This is a genomic window from Bradyrhizobium genosp. P, from assembly GCF_049949265.1.
Lineage (GTDB): Bacteria > Pseudomonadota > Alphaproteobacteria > Rhizobiales > Xanthobacteraceae > Bradyrhizobium.
In genome coordinates this window covers 4,486,840-4,504,086 of record NZ_CP188195.1, presented here as the reverse complement: position 1 = coordinate 4,504,086, position 17,247 = coordinate 4,486,840, and the positions used below count along the sequence as shown (strand labels likewise).

The 17,247-nt window shown below is 63.0% G+C and carries 17 protein-coding genes and 4 pseudogenes; 7 read left to right on the top strand and 14 right to left on the bottom strand.

Annotated elements, in window-relative coordinates:
* Positions 1–72: 72 nt before the first annotated feature.
* Positions 73–462: a hypothetical protein gene (locus ACP2YO_RS21705; RefSeq protein ID WP_426442611.1), complete on the bottom strand. Its 390-nt coding sequence runs from the start codon at positions 460–462 to the stop codon at positions 73–75.
* Here ACP2YO_RS21705 and ACP2YO_RS21700 point away from each other — a divergent pair.
* Positions 446–721, top strand: a complete 276-nt coding sequence (locus ACP2YO_RS21700) for a hypothetical protein (RefSeq protein ID WP_426442610.1) — start codon at positions 446–448, stop codon at positions 719–721. The two genes, ACP2YO_RS21705 and ACP2YO_RS21700, sit on opposite strands and share 17 nt — an antisense overlap.
* Positions 722–871: 150 nt before the next feature.
* On the opposite strand, the gene ACP2YO_RS21695 is transcribed toward ACP2YO_RS21700, so the two are convergent.
* The 5 genes from ACP2YO_RS21695 to ACP2YO_RS21675 all read right to left on the bottom strand — a co-directional run bounded on the left by ACP2YO_RS21695 (position 872) and on the right by ACP2YO_RS21675 (position 4,103).
* Positions 872–1,312, bottom strand: coding sequence for a DUF1489 family protein (locus ACP2YO_RS21695; RefSeq protein WP_426442609.1), 441 nt, complete (start codon positions 1,310–1,312; stop codon positions 872–874).
* 93 nt (positions 1,313–1,405) lie between these two features.
* Positions 1,406–2,356: a hypothetical protein gene (locus tag ACP2YO_RS21690; protein ID WP_426442608.1), complete on the bottom strand. Its 951-nt coding sequence runs from the start codon at positions 2,354–2,356 to the stop codon at positions 1,406–1,408.
* Positions 2,357–2,537: 181 nt separating this feature from the next.
* Entirely contained in the window at positions 2,538–2,741 is a 204-nt protein-coding gene (locus tag ACP2YO_RS21685) for a hypothetical protein (protein WP_426442607.1), read from the bottom strand.
* A 214-nt stretch (positions 2,742–2,955) separates the two neighbouring features.
* Positions 2,956–3,327, bottom strand: coding sequence for a YidB family protein (locus ACP2YO_RS21680; protein WP_426442606.1), 372 nt, complete (start codon positions 3,325–3,327; stop codon positions 2,956–2,958).
* 122 nt (positions 3,328–3,449) lie between these two features.
* Positions 3,450–4,103 (bottom strand): glutathione S-transferase family protein, encoded by a 654-nt coding sequence (locus ACP2YO_RS21675; protein ID WP_426442605.1) that lies wholly within the window; start codon positions 4,101–4,103, stop codon positions 3,450–3,452.
* 129 nt (positions 4,104–4,232) lie between these two features.
* Between ACP2YO_RS21675 and ACP2YO_RS21670 the strand changes: the two are divergent.
* Both ACP2YO_RS21670 and ACP2YO_RS21665 read left to right on the top strand, forming a co-directional pair.
* Positions 4,233–4,909, top strand: a pseudogene (locus ACP2YO_RS21670) (DUF599 domain-containing protein).
* Positions 4,910–5,076: 167 nt separating this feature from the next.
* Positions 5,077–5,517 (top strand): annotated as a pseudogene (locus ACP2YO_RS21665) (transposase); the annotation flags it as partial.
* Between the two features lie 75 nt (positions 5,518–5,592).
* On the opposite strand, the gene ltrA reads toward ACP2YO_RS21665, so the two are convergent.
* Complete coding sequence (ltrA, locus tag ACP2YO_RS21660; protein WP_426442604.1) at positions 5,593–6,846, bottom strand: group II intron reverse transcriptase/maturase; 1,254 nt, start codon at positions 6,844–6,846, stop codon at positions 5,593–5,595.
* A gap of 558 nt (positions 6,847–7,404) precedes the next feature.
* Here ltrA and ACP2YO_RS21655 point away from each other — a divergent pair.
* Positions 7,405–8,313, top strand: a pseudogene (locus ACP2YO_RS21655) (IS5 family transposase); the annotation flags it as partial.
* Between the two features lie 40 nt (positions 8,314–8,353).
* On the opposite strand, the gene ACP2YO_RS21650 reads toward ACP2YO_RS21655, so the two are convergent.
* From ACP2YO_RS21650 to ACP2YO_RS21630, 5 genes are all read right to left on the bottom strand, one after another.
* Positions 8,354–9,259, bottom strand: coding sequence for a hypothetical protein (locus ACP2YO_RS21650; RefSeq protein WP_426442603.1), 906 nt, complete (start codon positions 9,257–9,259; stop codon positions 8,354–8,356).
* Between the two features lie 62 nt (positions 9,260–9,321).
* Positions 9,322–10,140 carry an aldo/keto reductase gene (locus ACP2YO_RS21645; RefSeq protein ID WP_426442602.1) on the bottom strand — a complete coding sequence of 273 codons (819 nt, stop codon included), beginning with the start codon at positions 10,138–10,140 and terminating at the stop codon, positions 9,322–9,324.
* Positions 10,141–10,235: 95 nt separating this feature from the next.
* Positions 10,236–11,585: a cytochrome-c peroxidase gene (locus ACP2YO_RS21640; RefSeq protein WP_426442601.1), complete on the bottom strand. Its 1,350-nt coding sequence runs from the start codon at positions 11,583–11,585 to the stop codon at positions 10,236–10,238.
* A gap of 118 nt (positions 11,586–11,703) precedes the next feature.
* On the bottom strand, positions 11,704–13,386 hold the full coding sequence (locus ACP2YO_RS21635; RefSeq protein WP_426442600.1) for a phospholipase C: 1,683 nt from the start codon (positions 13,384–13,386) through the stop codon (positions 11,704–11,706).
* 151 nt (positions 13,387–13,537) lie between these two features.
* Positions 13,538–13,798 (bottom strand): cupin domain-containing protein, encoded by a 261-nt coding sequence (locus ACP2YO_RS21630; protein ID WP_426442599.1) that lies wholly within the window; start codon positions 13,796–13,798, stop codon positions 13,538–13,540.
* Positions 13,799–13,897: 99 nt separating this feature from the next.
* Between ACP2YO_RS21630 and ACP2YO_RS21625 the strand changes: the two are divergent.
* The 3 genes and pseudogenes from ACP2YO_RS21625 to ACP2YO_RS21615 all read left to right on the top strand — a co-directional run.
* A pseudogene (locus ACP2YO_RS21625) lies at positions 13,898–13,996 on the top strand (short-chain dehydrogenase/reductase); the annotation flags it as partial.
* Positions 13,997–14,121: 125 nt separating this feature from the next.
* A complete protein-coding gene (locus ACP2YO_RS21620; protein WP_426442598.1) occupies positions 14,122–14,880 on the top strand; it encodes an SDR family NAD(P)-dependent oxidoreductase in 759 nt (252 codons plus the stop codon).
* A gap of 244 nt (positions 14,881–15,124) precedes the next feature.
* Positions 15,125–15,919, top strand: a complete 795-nt coding sequence (locus ACP2YO_RS21615) for a dienelactone hydrolase family protein (protein ID WP_426442597.1) — start codon at positions 15,125–15,127, stop codon at positions 15,917–15,919.
* 343 nt (positions 15,920–16,262) lie between these two features.
* On the opposite strand, the gene ACP2YO_RS21610 is transcribed toward ACP2YO_RS21615, so the two are convergent.
* Both ACP2YO_RS21610 and ACP2YO_RS21605 read right to left on the bottom strand, forming a co-directional pair.
* Positions 16,263–16,688 carry a globin family protein gene (locus ACP2YO_RS21610; RefSeq protein ID WP_426442596.1) on the bottom strand — a complete coding sequence of 142 codons (426 nt, stop codon included), beginning with the start codon at positions 16,686–16,688 and terminating at the stop codon, positions 16,263–16,265.
* Between the two features lie 172 nt (positions 16,689–16,860).
* Positions 16,861–17,220, bottom strand: a complete 360-nt coding sequence (locus ACP2YO_RS21605) for a pilus assembly protein N-terminal domain-containing protein (protein WP_426443282.1) — start codon at positions 17,218–17,220, stop codon at positions 16,861–16,863.
* Between the last annotated feature and the right edge of the window lie 27 nt (positions 17,221–17,247).

The window sequence follows — 17,247 nt, the reverse complement described above, 5'->3', positions numbered from 1 at the left end:
TTAGTCTAGCCGCCGAAGGGCCTTGAGGGTTGCGCTTGCACCGCCCCGCTTGTGCGTGGATGACCGCGGCTTTCAGAGGCGATCATCATGTCCACATATTTCAGGAAGGCCATTATTCTCGGCATCGCGCTTTTGGCCGGCGGCATGGCGCAGGCCCAGACCCGGCCGCCGATCGGTGGCATCGGACAATTGCCGGACACGATGATCTTCTATGTCGCGCATGGCGGCCCCGATGCCTGTGGCCCGGGCTGCTCGGATTGGATTGCCGCCGAAGGCACCGTTCAGTTCGATACCTTCAAGCGGCTGATCGCGATCCTCGACCGGCAGGCCGACCACAAGCTGCCGGTGGTGATCAACAGCCGGGGCCAGTCCAATATCAACGTCGCGGCCAGCATCTGCCGGATCCTGCGCGATCGCGGCATCGACGTCACGGTGGGGGGCGACCGTGGTCGAGGCCCGCAACGGCAAGCCCGAGGAGGCGGAATGCTTCACGCTGAAGCGGCTCGGCGGCCCGCTCGACGCCGTGGAGAGGCAGTCAGAGATTGTCTGTGATCTCGTCTGCGTGATGATGCTGGCAGGCGGCGTCCATCGCAGCCTGCCCCCCGGTAGCCATGTGATCGTTACCAGCATGTCGATCCACAACCTGCTGGCACCGAACGTCTCGGCCGAGGCACGCGAGAGCCTCAGCGTGAAATCCGCGGACCGTTCCGGAAATATCTGACCGAGGTGGGCGTCGAGCCGGCGCTGATCGATATCGCGGATAGCAACGTGAAATCCCGGCTTCTGAATGGAACCGGCTGCATCTCGTCACGCCGTCGCTGTAGGACGGCGCTGGCCACAGCAATCCGATTGCTTACAGCAATCCGATTGCTCAGAGCAATCCGAGGTCGCGCAGCTCGCGGCGCATCGGCTCGGGCATCGAGGCCACGACGGCCGCACTCGATTTGGTGAGATCTGATGGCGCGGAGTCCGTGGTCAGATAGCGCCAGCCCTGGAACGGCCGCATCGGCCGCGGCGAGACGGCAATCACCTTGGGCTGCATCACCAGGCGGCAACGCCCGATGCCGTCCTTGTCGCGGAACGGTTCGATCGCGATGATCTTTTCACGCGCGGCGATCTCGCCCTTGATCACCCAATACAGCGAACCGCCGGCGAGGAGTTCCTCGTCGCGCTTCGGCGTCATGCGCGTGATGTGGACGTGACGGAGCGGCAGGCCCTTTTTCTTCGCGGTCGCCATCCGTTCGGCGATCCAGCCCTTGAGTTCCTTGACCGACTCGCAACCGACGGCAAGCTTGATGAGATGAAGCGGCATGCGCCGGATTTAGCTGCCGGCGCCCCCTTTGAAAAGGGCGCACGACCGGTTTCCCCTGTTTGCACAGAGGTCATGCGCGATCGATCGGATGATCTATTGATCGCTCGCGGCGGCCGGCGCCGCGGCGGCGGGCGCGGCTGGTGGGGGCGGCGCGATCTGGACCGGGCGCCTCGCGGGCGGCCGCTTCGCCGCCGCGACCGTCGCCGCGGGCGCGCGCGCAGGGCGTGGGGCTTCGGCCGCCGGCTTGGCCCCGGGCTCGGGCGTCATGATGTTGACCGGCGGTGTCGACGCTGCGCTCGGAAACTCGGCATTGGTCGGCTTGCCCGTGGGCATCGACTGCGGCAGCGCCGCGACGAGACCCGGCGGCACCAGCGGCGATGCGACGGCAGGCGCATTCCAGGACGCCGTGTAGCGGGTCACCGTGTTCTCGTAGACGCGGTCGTTCATGTTGGAGATGATTTGGTGGTTGTCGCCCAATGAGCGGAACGCCGGGCACGCCGTCGGCGAGCAGTGATCGCGCGCCATCAGCGCATAGGCCATCAAGCCATAGCGATCGCGCTCGACCGCGCGGCGCAGCGCCTGTAACTCAGTCGTCGGGCTGCGTTCAGCGGTCGCCAGATCGCCGTAGGAGGTCAGTTGCGTGATCTGGGCGGCCGCATAGCTGACGGCAGCCGCGGCGGCGTCGGCCGAGCCGAACAGCGCCTTCTCGCAGGCATTAAGGACCGCATCACCGGCCAGGTCGTCGATGCAGGAGAGTGCCGCCAGCGTCGGCCCGGTCGCCTGCGTCACGCGCGTTTCGGTCGGCCCCGCCTGCCCGCCCGGACCGAAGCCGCGGATGGTCGCGCCGATCGCAACCGCAATCGACAGCAGCGTGATGACGGTCAAGGCGCCGTTGGCGACGGATTTCTCCGCGCGCAGCAGCGTGACCAGAACGACAATTCCGAAAAACCCCGCCGCGGCCAGTGTCAACCACATCGGAAAAGTCGGCGCGCGCCAGATCTGATCCAGCGCGGAAGCCCAACCCGAATTCATGGCCCAATTCATGAGCGATGTCCCTCAACGCAGCATAAGTACAATCAGCGACGGTGAACGCCACCACCCCGGCATCCAACCTTCGGCAGAATGGGTCTGCGAACGGGGCCTTTTCACGGCAGCGGGGACGGAACCGCCCAACCTGCGGGCTTGCACACCATTCGTCAGGCAGTGCCCGTCCGGAAAGTGCTCGTCAGGACAGTGCGAGCTGACTTTCCTTGGCCACCCGCTCGAAAGCTTCGATCGAACTCTTGATGCGGTACTGGCAGTCGTCGCCATCGGTCGGCAGCAGGCGGATCACCTGGTAGGTGCCGGTCGCGGCGGGACGGGCAACGTTGCTGGCAGTAAAATAGACAGTCTCGCCAATCGAGTACTTGTGCTTCAACGCCCTCTCCATTTTTTAGAGATTGCTGGCCGGGCTCACGGTCCCGCTAGCTCTGGCCAACTTTTTGACACCCCTGCGTCAACCTAGCACACGGCACTCCCCAAAATCCAGCAGGATTAGGGCATGAGAAATGCGCAATTTTGCAGCTTTTTCAGCGCGATAGGCGACCGTTGGCGGTTCCGCGGAGATCGTTCGCCAGCCTGCCGCCTAACCGGGTTCCGGGCGTTCAGGCGGTATGCGGCAGCTTGCCGTTGGGGCTGGCATTATCGACCGCGGTCGGAAGCTGCTGGGCGAGGACCTTGGAGAGCTGGTCGATCGGGATGTTGAACCGGGCAGCCAATTGCTTGACCGTGTCGCTGCCGAGCGCCTGCTGGAGCTGGTCGGCCGTGATCGGCAGGTTCTGGCCGTTGCCGATCCAGGATTTGACCTGGTCGCCAAGGCCGGCCTGCTCCAGTTTGGCGACGATGGCCGACAGTCCGCCCTGCCCGGCGCCATTGCCCATCACTTCGCCGAGCACCGCGGGGAGCACCGCCGCGCCGAGCTGGCCAAGCATCCCCCTCAACTCGGGCGAGTTCTCAATTGAATCCAGAATGCCCATGGTCCAAGCCCTTTCAAGCGAATTGCAAAAGACCGATTCCGCGGATTCAGACGCCTTTGGCCTTCCGCCGTCAAGCCGCGATCTTTGCCACCGCTGTCACAATTCGGAAGCCGACGCGCCCGTCAGACGTGCTCGAATCGGTCGATCAGCAATGTCTCGGCGAGGCCGTCGCGGGTCCACTCCTGAAAGGCCGGAAGCGACAACATGGCGTCGAAATAATGCTGCGCCGCGCCCTGCACCGGGATCGCATAGCTGCGAAAGCGATGCACCACCGGTGCGTACATCGCATCCGCGCCGGAGAATGCGCCGAACAGGAACGGTCCCTGCTTGCCGTAGCGGGCGTGGCAATCGGCCCAGATCTCCTGGATCCGCGCGACATTGGCGCGCGCGTCGTCCGACAGCGCCACGGCGCGGATCGGGCGGTGCAGGTTCATGCCGCATTCGTTGCGCAGCGCCATGAATCCGGAATGCATCTCCGCCGAGATCGCGCGGGCATGTGCGCGTGCGGCGCGATCCGCCGGCCAGAGCCTTGCGTCCGGAAACCGCTCGGCGAGATATTCGATGATCGCGAGCGAATCCCACACCGTCACGTCGCCGTCGATCAGCGCCGGCACCTTGCCTGAATCGCTGACGCTGAGGATGCGGTCCTTGTCGGCCTGGTCGGTATAGAGCGGAATGAAGATGTCCTCGAACGGGATGTCGTTGGCGCGCAGCGCCAGCCACGGCCGCATCGACCATGACGAATAGTTCTTGTTGCCGATGACGAGCTTCAACATTGTGCGGAGAATCCTGTTGTCACGTGCATCTTGCCATAGTGCATTGCACGCGTTCAACCTGTACATGACGCGGAGCCGCCTCGCTACGACAAGGCACGGCGCAACGGCGCGGTCTTGAGGGAAAGCAACATGACTGGCTATTGGGTCGATGTCTTTGCGGTCGGCTTCTTCGCGCTGGAATGGACGGTCTACGCCATCACGCTGGAGCACACCGCCTACGGACGCGACAGCCTGTCTTCGCGCATGCACGTCTATCGCGAGATCTGGGTCAGGAATCTGCTCAACCGCGAGGCGCGGATGGTCGACATGCAGATCATGGCCAGTCTGCAGAACGGCACCGGGTTCTTTGCCTCCACCAGCCTGCTCGCGATCGGCGGCGCATTGGCGCTGTTGCGCGAAACCAACGATGCGCTCGCCGTGCTCGGCACGCTGCCGGTCAACCTCAGCCCCTCGCCTGCGCTGTGGGAAGTCAAATGCGTCGGGCTGATCCTGATCTTCATCTACACGTTCTTCAAATTCGCCTGGCCTATCGCCTGTTCAACTATGTCGCGATCCTGTTCGGCGCGATGCCGCCGGCAACCCAGCGCGACACGGCGGAAGCGGAAGCCCACGTGATCCGCACCACGCGGCCGTTCGAATCCGCCGGCCAGCACTTCAATCGCGGGCAGCGGGCATTCTTCTTCGCGCTCGGCTATCTCGGCTGGTTCGTCAGTCCCTGGGTGCTGTTCGCCACCACGGCCGCGGTTGTGATCGTGGTCTGGCGCCGGCAGTTTGCCTCGAATGCCTGGGAGGCGATGGGGAGCTAGTCGTCCGTGAAGAGCGGCTAAGCGATTGAGCTAGAATCGCATTTGTCGTTGTGGACTGTTTTGCGATTGCAGGGTTTTGATGCTTCGAGCATCGGAACCCTGCAATTTCATTTTCAGGATTCCGTCGAATCGCCAGTCATGATTCCGTCGTCGCATCGGAGGTGGCGATGCGACCGAAGAAGCACAGGACGACGGGATCGGGCGATCTGTTCCGGGCCAGGCTGGACCAGATCATCAATATGAAGCACGAGCTGGTTCAGCTCGCCGGCAAAGTCGATTGGGACTGGATCGACGGTGAGATCGCGCCACTCTATAGCGAGAACGGTCGGCCAGGCATCGCGACCCGATTCATGATCGGGCTGCTGTTGCTCAAGCACGTTTATGGCCTGTCCGATGAGGGGGTGTGCGAGCGCTGGGTCCACGACCCGTACTTCCAGTTCTTCACCGGCGAAGAGTTCTTTCAGCACGCCTTCCCGCACGAGCGCTCGGACCTGAGCCACTGGCGCAAACGGCTCGGCAACAAGCTGGAGCTGTTGCTGGCCGAGAGCTTGCGGGTGGCGCACGAGGCCGGCGCGTTACGCAGCCAGGACCTCAAGCGGGTCACGGTCGGTCGAGTAGCCCCGGGGAATTGCACCCCGAGGCTCTCACGAAACCGGACGTGAACCTCTCGATTTATCCGGCTTCTATCTTCCAGCCGCAGGTCGAATGCCGACTCGCCACAAATAGAGCAGGTTCGGATCGCGCTGTGCGAGCCGTCCCAACCAATATACTGAGGCGACTTTCCGGCCTTTCAACCGCTTGTATTTCCGCCTCGTCCAACGGGCGAGCGCGTCGTTAACGTGACGAAGGACGTTGACACATTCTGTCCGGTAAAACCGTCCATAATAGTTCAGCCATCCTTGCACGACAGGATCAATCAGCTTGGCGAGTTCTTCAAGACTCCAGTGGTTTCGCGTCGAACCCAGTCGCCATGAGCGAATGGTTTGTCGGATTCCTTTGGCAGCCTTGTTGCTGATTGCCGGGAGGAAGTTGAGGAACTTCTCGCCCTTTCGATCGCGAGCGCTGCGCGGCTGGAAGGTGTAGCCAAGGAAGTCGAACGAGATGTGTTCGCATTCCTTTCTCCGTTTATTATCCTTGCAGTAGACGATCCGGGTTTTCTCCGGGTGGAGCTCCAGACCGCATTCCGTAAGACGTTTTCGGATCGCCTCCATCACGGTTCGAGCCTCGCTTTCAGTTCTGCAATGGACTATCGCATCGTCAGCGTATCTTTCGAAACACAAACAAGGGAAGGTCCGCTGCATCCAGTGATCGAATGCATAGTGCAGAACCAAATTTGCGAGCAGCGGTGAAACCACTGAACCCTGAGGGGTTCCGCGTGTTCCCTCCACAAGGATTCCGTCTTCTTTCTCCACGGGAGCTTGCAGCCACCGCTTTACGTAGAGACGAATCCAACTCAGTTCCGTGTGGTGGGCGACGGCCTTTTCGATCAGGTGCCAAGGAATCGAGTCGAAGAACGACTTGATATCAAGGTCGATAACCCAGTCGAATTTCCAGCAACGCTTTCGCGCTGTCCCGACTGCGTCAAGCGCCGAACGGCCGGGCCGATAGCCATAGGAGTCGGGATGGAATATTCGTTCCATCGTCGGCTCCATAACCATCTTTGCAACCGTCTGAGCCACGCGGTCAGCTATAGAGGGTATTCCTAACGGTCGCTTCCCTCCATTAGCCTTGGGAATTTCCACGAGACGGACGGGAGGCGGAAAGTATGTCCCCGACGACATTCGATTCCAGATCTTGTAGAGGTTTCTCTTCAAGTCCTTTTCGAATTCCTCGATGGAGACCCCGTCCACACCCGCTGACCCGCGGTTCGCTTTCACCTGTTTCCAAGCTTCCCAAACGAGATGCTTGGGGATCTGATACGACTTTGCCTCAGTCATCGGCTCCTCCCGTTTCCGGTTGGCCTGTGACTTTGGCTGGAAGATCGGGTCCCTTCGCTCCGCCCGTATTACCGGGCCTCATCACTATTACGAACCCGTCCGCCCCTGCGTCGCGCATTGGTACTCTGCCCTCGGCGGGTCCGCCGCCTTTGGGGTCTCCCTTGGCATCGCGACGCAGGTTCCCATGTTCCGCGCAAGAGCCTGCCATCGGGATCACGCCGCCTCTACACCGGTTGCCGCTCGGCCAATAGACAGGCTCTCGCCGCGCTTGATCCCAGGAGGTGGTATCGCCCCTGGTTTCGACAACACCTGAACTGTACTTTCGATGCATCATCGGCGGTTTACTTGCGTTCGTCTTCCCGTGGCTCACCTGACGGGCTGATTGCCCGCCTTTTCCAGCAACGCTCACCACCTCAGCCATTGAGCTAAAGCAGCTTGTGGCGGTTTGGACTCTGATCCTGCAATCCGAGTCCGAGGGACCTGCCCTCATCTCTTGCGCAGCAAGGCTGCTCGAAAGATGGTCTACATATTCAACCTCCTTCTTCGCGCCGTCATGGCGCACATACCACCGTGCAGCCGAAGGCGATCACCTTCCCGACCGATGCCAAGCTGCTGCACGCGGCGATCAAGGGGCTCAACCGCCTGGCGAGGAAGCACGGGGTCAAGCTGCGGCAGTCCTACCTTCGCATTGCCAAGACCGCGGCAATGATGGCGGGGCGCTACGCCCATGCCAAGCAATTCAAACGGCATCAGCGGCAGTTGCGCATCCTGCGTAGCCGGCTGGGCCGGATCATCCGCGATCTCCGCCGCAAGATCGAAGGTCAGGCTGTGATCGAGAACGCGTTCGCCCTCCCGCTCAGCCGGGCTTCGCAGATCCGCTCGCAGCAGCAACGCCAGCGCGGCTGGAAGCTCTATTCCTTCCACGCCCCGGAGGTGGAGTGCATCGGCAAGGGCAAAGCAGCCGCGCCTTACGAGTTCGGCGTCAAAGCCTCCATCGTCACCAACAACCGCCTGGCTCCTGGGGGCCTGTTCGTGCTGCACGCCACGGCGCTACCCGATAACCCGTACGACGGTCATACCTTGCAGGACGTCATTGACCGCACCGAGACACTCACCGGCTGCGCGATCGAGCGGGCCTATGTCGACAAGGGATACCGCGGTCACAACGCACAAAATCCCCGCCGAATCTTCATCTCTGGCCAGAAGCGCGGCGTCTTCGGTGTCATCAAGCGCGAGCTGCGCCGCCGCTCCGCCATCGAACCCATCATCGGACACCTGAAGACCGATGGTCACCTCGGCCGCTGCTACCTCAAAGGCCGCGCCGGCGATGCGGCTAACGTCATCCTCTCAGCCGTCGGCCACAACTTCCGCCGCATCATCGCCTGGCTAAGGGCTCTTTGGTGCCTGATCCTGACCACCCTCATCGCTGCCGCCAGCGACCGCTCTCCGCTTAATTCGGTTTCTTAACGGACGACGAGCTAGTCTCGGCGTTGCGAGGCAATCGGGCTCATGACCCAAAATCGCGCGGCGTGAAGTCGAGATCGAGCACCTTCCATTCGCCGTAACGATCCCTGGGCAGCATCCCATAAGGCTGGCAGGCCTGCAGCGCGCTGGTCGCGCTCTTCATCAGGAGCGGGCCCTTCGCTGACGCGGTCGCCTCGATCAGCTGCGGGGCCGATGCGAGCTTGCCGTCCGGTGTCATGAGCACCCGCAGCTTGACCCTGACGTCGTCTTCCGGGTTCAGGTTGGGCGGAAGCCTCAGGCAGGTCTTCAGATGGCGGCGGAACTCCACGACGACGCCGGTGCCGATATCGGCCGTTTCGCTGGCCGGCGCGTCGAAATTGTCCTTACCAGGTGCGCTGCCGGCAGGCGCCGCGGCGGGCGTCCGCGCCGACAAATCGGGCGGCAGGCCGAGCATGACACCGTATTTGACGGAAACGTCAGGCTCCGGCGTCGCGTAGGCCGGCTGCGGCGGCTGCGCCGGTTGCTGCGGCGCCGGAGGCGGCTCAGCCTTTGCCGCTTGCTGCGGGGCGGGACTGGGCGTCGGCGCCGGCGGCGTCGCCTGTTTCTGCTGAGGCTGCTGTTGTGGCGGCGTCGCCTGCTTCTGCTGGCTCTGCTGTTGCGGCTGCGGCGCCTGCTTCTGTGACGGTTGCTGCGCTGGCGTCTGAGCGGCGGATTCGGGGGCCGTCGGCTTGTCGAGCGACGGCAACTGAAAATCCGGCGTCGGCGACGGGCTCGGCGTCGGATCGGGCTTGATCTCGGCGGCCTCCTGCTGCGTCACGACCTCGACCGGAATCGTGTCAGCCGCGACAGGATCGAACTGATGGACTTCCGAATACAGGAAAATCAGCGCAAGCAGCAACAGGTGCACGAGCACCGACGCCATCATGTCAGCGTTTGGCCGGAACTTCATCCCACTCGATCAAATCGTGATGTCTCCCCGCCGTCTAGCATAGCGGTTGGGGCCAACCTGCCTCAATCCCATTTCGGCGCAAAACCGGAATCGGTCAGCCGGCCGCTGGGGCTGCCCATCGCGGATATCTCGTGCATATCCGCCTCAGACAGCTCGAAATCGAAGATATCAAGGTTTTCCTGCAGCCGCTCGAGCTTCGAGGTCCGCGGGATCGCAGAAACATTTTGTTGCACCAGCCAGCGCAAACAGACCTGCGCGGCGGTCTTGCTATAGCGGTCACCGATCCGCGCCAGCGCGCGGTCGCCCTTGATCCGCCCTTTAGCGATCGGGCTGTAGGCGACGAGCGCCATGCCGTGGCGCGCGCAGGCGTCCATCACCTTGGCCTGATCGAGATAGGGATGGTACTCGACCTGATCGCAGACCAGCGGCTCCGGACAGGCCGCCACCGCTTCCTCGATCAACGCCACCGTAAAGTTCGAGACGCCGATATGGCGCGCCAGCCCGGCCTGCTTGACCCGCGCCAGCGCACTGAGCGTCTCGGCGAGCGGCACCTGCGGATTGGGCCAGTGCAGCAGCAGCAGGTCGACCTCGGTCAGGCGCAGCCGCGCGAGGCTCTCCTTGGCCGATCGCTCGAGGTCCTTCGGCATGAAATGGCTGGTCCAGACCTTGGTGGTGACGAAGACGTCGTCGCGCTTGACGCCGGAGGCGCGCAGCCCCTCCCCGACCTCGCGCTCGTTCTCGTAGATCTGGGCGGTGTCGATGTGGCGATAGCCAAGCCGCAGCGCCTGCTCGACGATCCGCGCACAGGTGCGACCGCGCAACTCCCATGTGCCGAGCCCGATTGCGGGGATCCTGGCGCCGTTGCCTTCAATGACGTTCATGCGCTCATTATGCGCCGCCGGGCGGCCGCTGCCAACTCACGCCGGCGCCGGCTCGGTGGCAGGAAGTTGCCGAAGACACCATCGCAGGGCCGGTCTCAAGGTTCCGGCTGGTAACCATCCGTCAACGTCCTGAGGAAGGCGATGATGTCGGCTTCATCCTGCGCCGTCATCGCCGGCGTATCGCCCAAATGGCGATCGAAAGGTGGATCGCTGACGTCGATATTGGCGTGATACTTCGCCGGCAGGTCGTCGTATTTCCGCACCGTTCCGTCCGCTTGACGCGGATAGACCTTCTCCGGATTCGTATCGCGAAAATTGTAGAAGTCGAGCACCTGCTCGAGGCTATGGAAGAAGCCGTTGTGGAAGAACGCGCGTCGGGTCGCGATGTTGCGCAAGGTCGGCGTCAGGAACATGCCGCAATATTGCGTCTGCTGTGATATGTCGGTGCGCTGCGGGCCGCACACCCCGAGATCGAAATAGCCGGGATCGCCATTGCCCGCGAGCGCGGTGTTGCGCGGCGCGCCGAGCGCCTCGTACTGATGGTCGGTGAACAACGGCGGCAGGCCGTCGCGGGTCGGCGCCGAGGTGTGACAGCCGGCGCAATTGGCCTTCTCGGGGTCGTTGAACAATTGCAGGCCGCGCAGCTCGGCCTCGCTCAAGCGTGCCTTGCCCTCCAGCCAGTAGTCGTACTTGCTGCTATAGGGATGGAAGCTCGCCTCTTCCACCTGATAGCGCGCGACCGCGAACATCGCCTCTGCGACCAGCAACCGCTTGTTCTCGAAGATGCCGGCACCGAACAGTTCGACGAGGCGCAGCGCATAGGGTGCGCGCTGCAGCTTGTCGGCGACCACCTCGAGGCTGCCGCCATCCATCTCGTTGGCGTCGAGCAGCGGGAACAGCGCCTGGTCCTGCAGCGTGTCGGCGCGGCCGTCCCAGAACAGGCCGCCCTGCGGCACGATGTTGACCGCAGCCGCAGCGGTGGCCGTCGCGATCTTCTTCGCGCGCACCGTCTGCTGGCCGAGCGCGGCCATCTGCGCGAGGTCGACGACATTGTCGTCCTCGTCCTTCTCCGGTCCGATGCTGAAATTCGGTTGCCGCTCGAGATAGGTCAGCGACGGAACGGCACGCGCGCCCTGCCGCATCAGCGTGGCGCCGCCGAGCATCACCGGTGCGTCATTGGGCGGGCCATAGGCGTGATCCGGGCTGTGACAGGACGCACAGGACAGCGCGCCCGTCGCAGACAGCGACGCGTCGTAGAAGATCAGTTTGCCGAGTTGCGCCATCGAAGAGAGCGGCGCGACCGCTGGGCGCATCAGGTGGACCGGGCTCGGATTCATGCCCGCCAGTTGCTTCGCATCCGGACCTTGTTGGGTCTCTGCTGCCGCGACGACGCCGGCCATGCAGAGCAGGCCGGCGCCGAGGAGCCACAAAGTGCGGCGGATCATTTCGCGTCCGGTAATCCCAGAGCGTTTCCCGTTCCGATAAGATCGGAACGGGGCTCTGGATTCTTTTTTTGACGCGTTTTCTTCACGCGAACCGGTATCCACTTCGCTCGAAAACGCTCTAGTGGTGGTGCTCATCCGGCGGGCTGACAATAACCGTGCCGGCCGTCGGATCGAGGAACAGCCTGCTCGCCTGATCGTCGCGGGAGTGATCGTGATCGAAGTCGAACAGATCCATGATCGATTCGGCGCTCTCGTCGAACGATCCGCCGCCGAGGCGCTGGCCGTGCAGCCAGTTGTCCTCGATGAAGCGCACCACGGACGCCTGCGTCAGACGCGTATGGCTGACGAAATTCCGCTTCGCAAAGGGCGAGATCACGATGAACGGAATGCGCGTGCCCGGACCGCAGCGGCCGTTCACCGGCTTGCCAATGAGGCCCTTCGGCTGCGGCTGCTTGGCGGCACCGAGGCCGCACAGGCCCGGACCGTTGACCTGATCGGCGGTCGGATCATAGGAGGCGCTGGTTGGCACGGCGTAGGCGTGGTCGTACCAGCCATCGGAGTCGTCGTAGGCGATGATGACGGCGGTGTCATGCCATTCCGGCTGCTTCTGGAGGAAGTTGATCAGTTCGACATTGCCCACCTGCTCGTCGAGCGGGTCGGAATAGCCGGCATGGCCGTCCTGATAGGCCGGCATCTTGATGTAGGAGACGGCCGGGAAATTGCCTGCTTTGACCGCGGCGTAGAAATCCTCGAGATCGTAGGCGTGGTTGGCCGGATCGAGGGCCTTGCTGCCATCGACATAGGTGTGGCCGATCGCGGCTGGCGAGCTCGGCCGCGCATGGGTCGGGTTGGCCGTCGTCTTGTAATACTGGAACCAGGCGTGGTGCGGGATGTAGTCCGCGGTGGCGGCGCCCACTATGCTCGTGAAGGTGCTGCGGGCGCACTTGGTCGTGCCGTTGGTGTTCGTAAGCGTCAGGTCGAAGCCACCCATGAAGCTGCCCCAGCTGATTTGCTCGGCATTGAGCAGGTCGCCGATATTCTTGCTGGTCATCAGCACGGTGCTGGTCGCGCTCGAGCACTGGTCGTAGGCGGGGTCGGTATCACCGATCAGCGTCAGCCCGCCCTGGCCGTCTGATATCGACGACGAACCGCCGACGATGTTCACCGCGCCGTTGGTCTGGCCCGCGACCACCTCGAGCGCGCCCGGCGTCGAGGGACCGTAGGTGCCGGTGTAGGTGTTGTCGTTCATGGCGAAGTTCTGGGCGTAATTCCAAAACGCGGTGACGGTGTTGCCGTCGAAATAGCCCATCACCTGGCCGTTGGTGCCGAAGGCGCCGACGCCGCCGGCCGTGCCGCGGCCGGTGAATTCCGGAAACAAATCGGCCTTGCCGTTGTCATAGGCCTGCTGCTCGGGCGTGTAGGCGTGGTTCTGCGACTTGGTGTTGGCCTGGGTGCGGTCGAGACGGAACGGATTGGTCGCGCCGGTGCCGTTGGCGGGGTTGAGGTTCGGATTGTTCGTCAACAGGTTGGCGTTAGCGAGATTGTTCACCCTCGGCGTATTCGGCTTCGCAACGAAGGGAATCGAGCCGGTCGGGTTGGCCGCCTTCGGATACGTTGCAAAATAATGATCGAACGAGCGGTTCTCGTTGAAGATGACCACGAGATGCTTGATCGGTGTATCCGTGTGGAAGTTATGCGGATCAGAATGATCCCGCTCTCGGTCGCCCTGGGCGACAGCGCTGCACGCGAGCGCGGCAGCAATCACACAGAATCCGACCGTCGAAAGAAATTTGCCCTTCACCGGAGTGCCCCTGCTTTTACAGATTTATGACGTTGACGTGCGGCACGTTAGCCGCCGCCGGTAACAGGTCTGTGTCGATTTTATGCTGTCGATGAATAAGTGTGAAAATCGCGTGCGCTCATTTCTCGCATCGGTTGCATAACGCGAGACCTTACCCAGGAGTCAATCCTGATGAGTGCGCGCTCGACGCATCGCCGCGATCGCGCCAACTCAGGACGAAGTCGCCCGCCACGAGGTTGACCGGCTCGTGTCCCTCGATTCCAAGGCGGCAGGATCCCTCGAGGATGACACCATAGAAGGGCTCGCCGGCATCCGGGCGGCGAACACGCCATGGACCGGCGCCGCTGACGACTTTCGAGAACGCGGCGCCCGGTTGCAGCAGCGTAACGACCTCTGGAAGCGGATCGATCACTTCCGGACTCCTGCAAACGAAAACTAGACTTCCTATTGTAGAAAGTCCTGCCCGGGCAATCTACGTTCCGGTCATCACAAACCACCCGCAAGAGTCCCCATGAAAACCGTCCTGATTACCGGATGCTCGTCCGGGTTCGGCCTCGAAACCAGCAGCTACTTCCTCGACCGCAACTGGAAGGTCGTCGCCACGATGCGCGCGGTGTGGCGCGCGGTGAACGATCCAGCGAGCCCCATGCGCATCCCCGCCGGGGCCGACGCCGTGATCTGGGCCGAGGCAGCGTCAGCGTAAGCACGGAATAAACCTCTCGAACGGAGATCAACATGCAAGACAAGCAGGTCGCCCTCGTCACCGGGGCCAATCAGGGAATCGGTCTTCAGATTGCAAAGGACCTCGTCGCGCACGGCTTCATCGTGCTGGTCGGGTCGCGCAATTTCGAACGCGGCGTGGCCGCGGCGACGGAGGTCGGGCCGGACGCTCACGCGCTGCAACTCGACGTCACGGATCCGGCCTCGATCACGGCCGCGGCGCAGCGCGTCCGCAGCGAGCTTGGCCGTCTCGACGTGCTGATCCAGAACGCGGCGATCTCCAACACGAGCAAGCGGCCGGCCCAGTCCGTCGCCGAGTACGCCGCGACCACCCGGCCGAGCAACGTATCGCTCGATGAGATGCGCGCGGTGTGGGAGACCAACGTGTTCGGCGTGCTCGCCGTCTACCAGGCGATGCTGCCGCTGCTGCGCGCGGCGCCGGGCGCCCGTATCGTCAACGTATCGAGCGGCGCCGGCTCGCTGGCGATGAACGCCGACCCGGCCAACTCCCATCGCCCGATCTTCGGGCCGGTCTATCCTGCCTCGAAGACGGCGCTCAACGCCATCACGCTCGCGATGGCAATCGAGCTGGAAGCGGAAGGAATCAAGGTCAACGCCGTTTCCCCGGGATTCACCAGGACAAATCTCAACGGTTATGCGGGCACGGAGACCGTCGAGGACGGCGCCCGCGAGGCGGTACGCGTCGCCTTGCTCGGCCCGGATGGCCCAACGGGCACGTTCACGCACGCAAAACTCGGAACGCTGCCGTGGTGACGCCGCTATCTGTTCTTCACCGGTATCCAGCAGGTCTGGACAAGCTCGGAGTCCACGCGAGAAGACGCTGAGAAAAGCTCATGCGCTTCGCTGAAACCGGAACCCGTTATCCACCGCCGGCCTCCGCCGTCGCAGTCAAGTCCCCTGAGGGAGACTACAAGGTCCACCATCAACGCTGTTACGGTCTGGCGCAGGAATCCCTGGTATGCCAATATCATTGCGCCAAACCCGCGGGAGGTCAGCGATGCGAACGAATCTACTGGGAGCCCTTTGCGCCATCGCAATGGTCACGAGCGCAAACGCTGCGGTCCGGGAAGAGCCGGTCACCTATTCGGACGGCGAGGCCACGATGAAGGGCTTCGTCGTCTACGACGACGCGACCGCAGCCAAGCAGCCCGGGATCGTGATGGTGCATGAATGGTGGGGCATCACCAAGCACATCCATGACGAGGCGCGGAACTTCGCGCAGCAGGGTTACACAGTCCTCATCGCCGACATGTACGGCGACGCCAAGACCGCCGACAACCCGAAGGACGCCGGCGCGCTCTCGTCGTCGGTCATGAAGACCCCGTCGGTGATGGAGCAGCGCTTCAACGCCGCGCGGGACCAGCTCGCCAAGCAAGCCTCGGTCGATCCCAAGCGGATCGGCGCCGTCGGTTACTGCTTCGGCGGCGCGGTCGTGCTGAACATGGCGCGCGCCGGCGCCGATCTCGCCGCGGTGGCGGGCTTCCATGCTTCGCTCGGTCTCAATACCCCCGCGCCGGCACCGGGAGCCGTCAAGGCGAAAATCCTCATCATGAACGGTGCGGACGACCCCTTCGTCAAGCCTGAGCAGTACGCTGTGCTGAAGAAGGATTTCGACGCAGCGAAGGTCGATTACCGGATCATCGAGTATCCCGGCGCCGTGCACGCGTTCACGAACCCCGAAGCCACCGAACTCGGCAAGAAGTTCAACATCGCGATCCGATACGACGCCAAGGCAGATCAGGAATCGAAGGCCGAGGCCGCCAAGTTCTTTGCCGCTGATCTGAAAAAATAACAGTTAAGGTCAACCACACGGCGTCCTTCTCCATCCATGTTCGGGCGCGAGACAAACTGGGCTGCGGCTTCGCCCGTGGCAATTGCGGCGGACGAGATCGGCGGACATGAGTCCGTGAGGCGTCGATTCTTGCACGGGTCGATCTGCTACACTCACCTCGATAGTGTTTGTGAAATCCTCGCCAAATTCGTTTCGGTACGCCCCTGCCCAGCAGGACCGAAACACCTACGCGACGTCGATGCAACTCTGGCCGGTGCAGGATTTGATCCGCGCGATGCATCCGCCATTCTGGCTTACCCTTGACGAAGCGCGACATGAGCAGCGCCGCGCCTACAGCCACTGCCTATTCGGCCGGCTGCGCGCTGCCGTAAGCCTCGGAGATCATATAGCCGGACAACGTGTCGTAGGCCGCGGTCCAGGCGGCGGCGACATCAGGGGTCCAGGCGTTGCCGAGTCCTTCCTCCAGCGTCCAGAGCAGCGCTGCGCCGACCACGGGATAATGCTCCGGACGGGCGCCATAGCCGACATGGCGCTTGGCGAGTGCGCTGGCGGCGGGAAGGATGGACGGCAGATCAGTCAGCCCGTTGACGACGACGGCGAGCGTCGCCATCAGCTTCTTGCGCTGCTCGCTCATGTCTGACGGGAACATCGCCTTGACCACGGGCGCGACCTCGAACAGGCGGTCGTAGAAGACGACCGCCGTCTGTTCCGAGATCGGTGCCACTTTGGAAAAGGTGCCCTGGACGAGCTTGACTTGGTCGGGTGTCATATGTGCCTCCATACGCGCTGCTTCTCCCGCCGCGTCGTTGCGTCGGGGCCGAAAAGCTCAGGCTACCTCGACGAAGCGATGGCGCTCGTAGAGGAATTCGAGGACGCGCCGCTGGCACTTCGCGTGCCGACCTCGGGACGGCGTCTTGCCCAGGACGCAAAACGATGAGCACTCAGATAGATGTAGATTTCCCGGACGATGAGGGTCGGATCGTCGTTGCCGGACACGGCGTACGGGCGCGGGCCGCGATTCCGCAGACAAATACCCTGACGTTGGCGATCACGATACTTTGCGCGTCTACAAAGACGATAACCGTGCTTCCAGCGGTCAGCGGCTCCAGACTTGCAGTCTGATCGCCCTGCTGGTGCACATCGACGACATGCGGATCGGCGATCAGTATCGTCGCGAAAGGCCTATCAAGGGTTAGCACGGACTTGGTGCCGAGCCGCAGCGCAACGGATTGATCAGAAGCCGTTGCGAGCGAAGATGTCATTGCGAGAAGAGCAACTCCAAGGCGGCAAGCACGAAGCATGGAAGTCACGGCACCCTCCGATATTCA

What these genes read in the sequence shown, in the direction of transcription:
- ACP2YO_RS21640 (WP_426442601.1), bottom strand. Translation starts at nt 11,585, where the DNA reads ATGATCCGCCGCACTTTGTGGCTCCTCGGCGCCGGCCTGCTCTGCATG.
- ACP2YO_RS21620 (WP_426442598.1), top strand. Translation starts at nt 14,122, where the DNA reads ATGCAAGACAAGCAGGTCGCCCTCGTCACCGGGGCCAATCAGGGAATC.
- ACP2YO_RS21695 (WP_426442609.1), bottom strand. Translation starts at nt 1,312, where the DNA reads ATGCCGCTTCATCTCATCAAGCTTGCCGTCGGTTGCGAGTCGGTCAAG.
- ACP2YO_RS21645 (WP_426442602.1), bottom strand. Translation starts at nt 10,140, where the DNA reads ATGAACGTCATTGAAGGCAACGGCGCCAGGATCCCCGCAATCGGGCTC.
- ACP2YO_RS21615 (WP_426442597.1), top strand. Translation starts at nt 15,125, where the DNA reads ATGCGAACGAATCTACTGGGAGCCCTTTGCGCCATCGCAATGGTCACG.
- ACP2YO_RS21680 (WP_426442606.1), bottom strand. Translation starts at nt 3,327, where the DNA reads ATGGGCATTCTGGATTCAATTGAGAACTCGCCCGAGTTGAGGGGGATG.
- ACP2YO_RS21605 (WP_426443282.1), bottom strand. Translation starts at nt 17,220, where the DNA reads ATGCTTCGTGCTTGCCGCCTTGGAGTTGCTCTTCTCGCAATGACATCT.
- ACP2YO_RS21610 (WP_426442596.1), bottom strand. Translation starts at nt 16,688, where the DNA reads ATGACACCCGACCAAGTCAAGCTCGTCCAGGGCACCTTTTCCAAAGTG.
- ACP2YO_RS21675 (WP_426442605.1), bottom strand. Translation starts at nt 4,103, where the DNA reads ATGTTGAAGCTCGTCATCGGCAACAAGAACTATTCGTCATGGTCGATG.
- ACP2YO_RS21650 (WP_426442603.1), bottom strand. Translation starts at nt 9,259, where the DNA reads ATGAAGTTCCGGCCAAACGCTGACATGATGGCGTCGGTGCTCGTGCAC.
- ACP2YO_RS21685 (WP_426442607.1), bottom strand. Translation starts at nt 2,741, where the DNA reads ATGGAGAGGGCGTTGAAGCACAAGTACTCGATTGGCGAGACTGTCTAT.
- ACP2YO_RS21690 (WP_426442608.1), bottom strand. Translation starts at nt 2,356, where the DNA reads ATGAATTGGGCCATGAATTCGGGTTGGGCTTCCGCGCTGGATCAGATC.
- ltrA (WP_426442604.1), bottom strand. Translation starts at nt 6,846, where the DNA reads ATGACTGAGGCAAAGTCGTATCAGATCCCCAAGCATCTCGTTTGGGAA.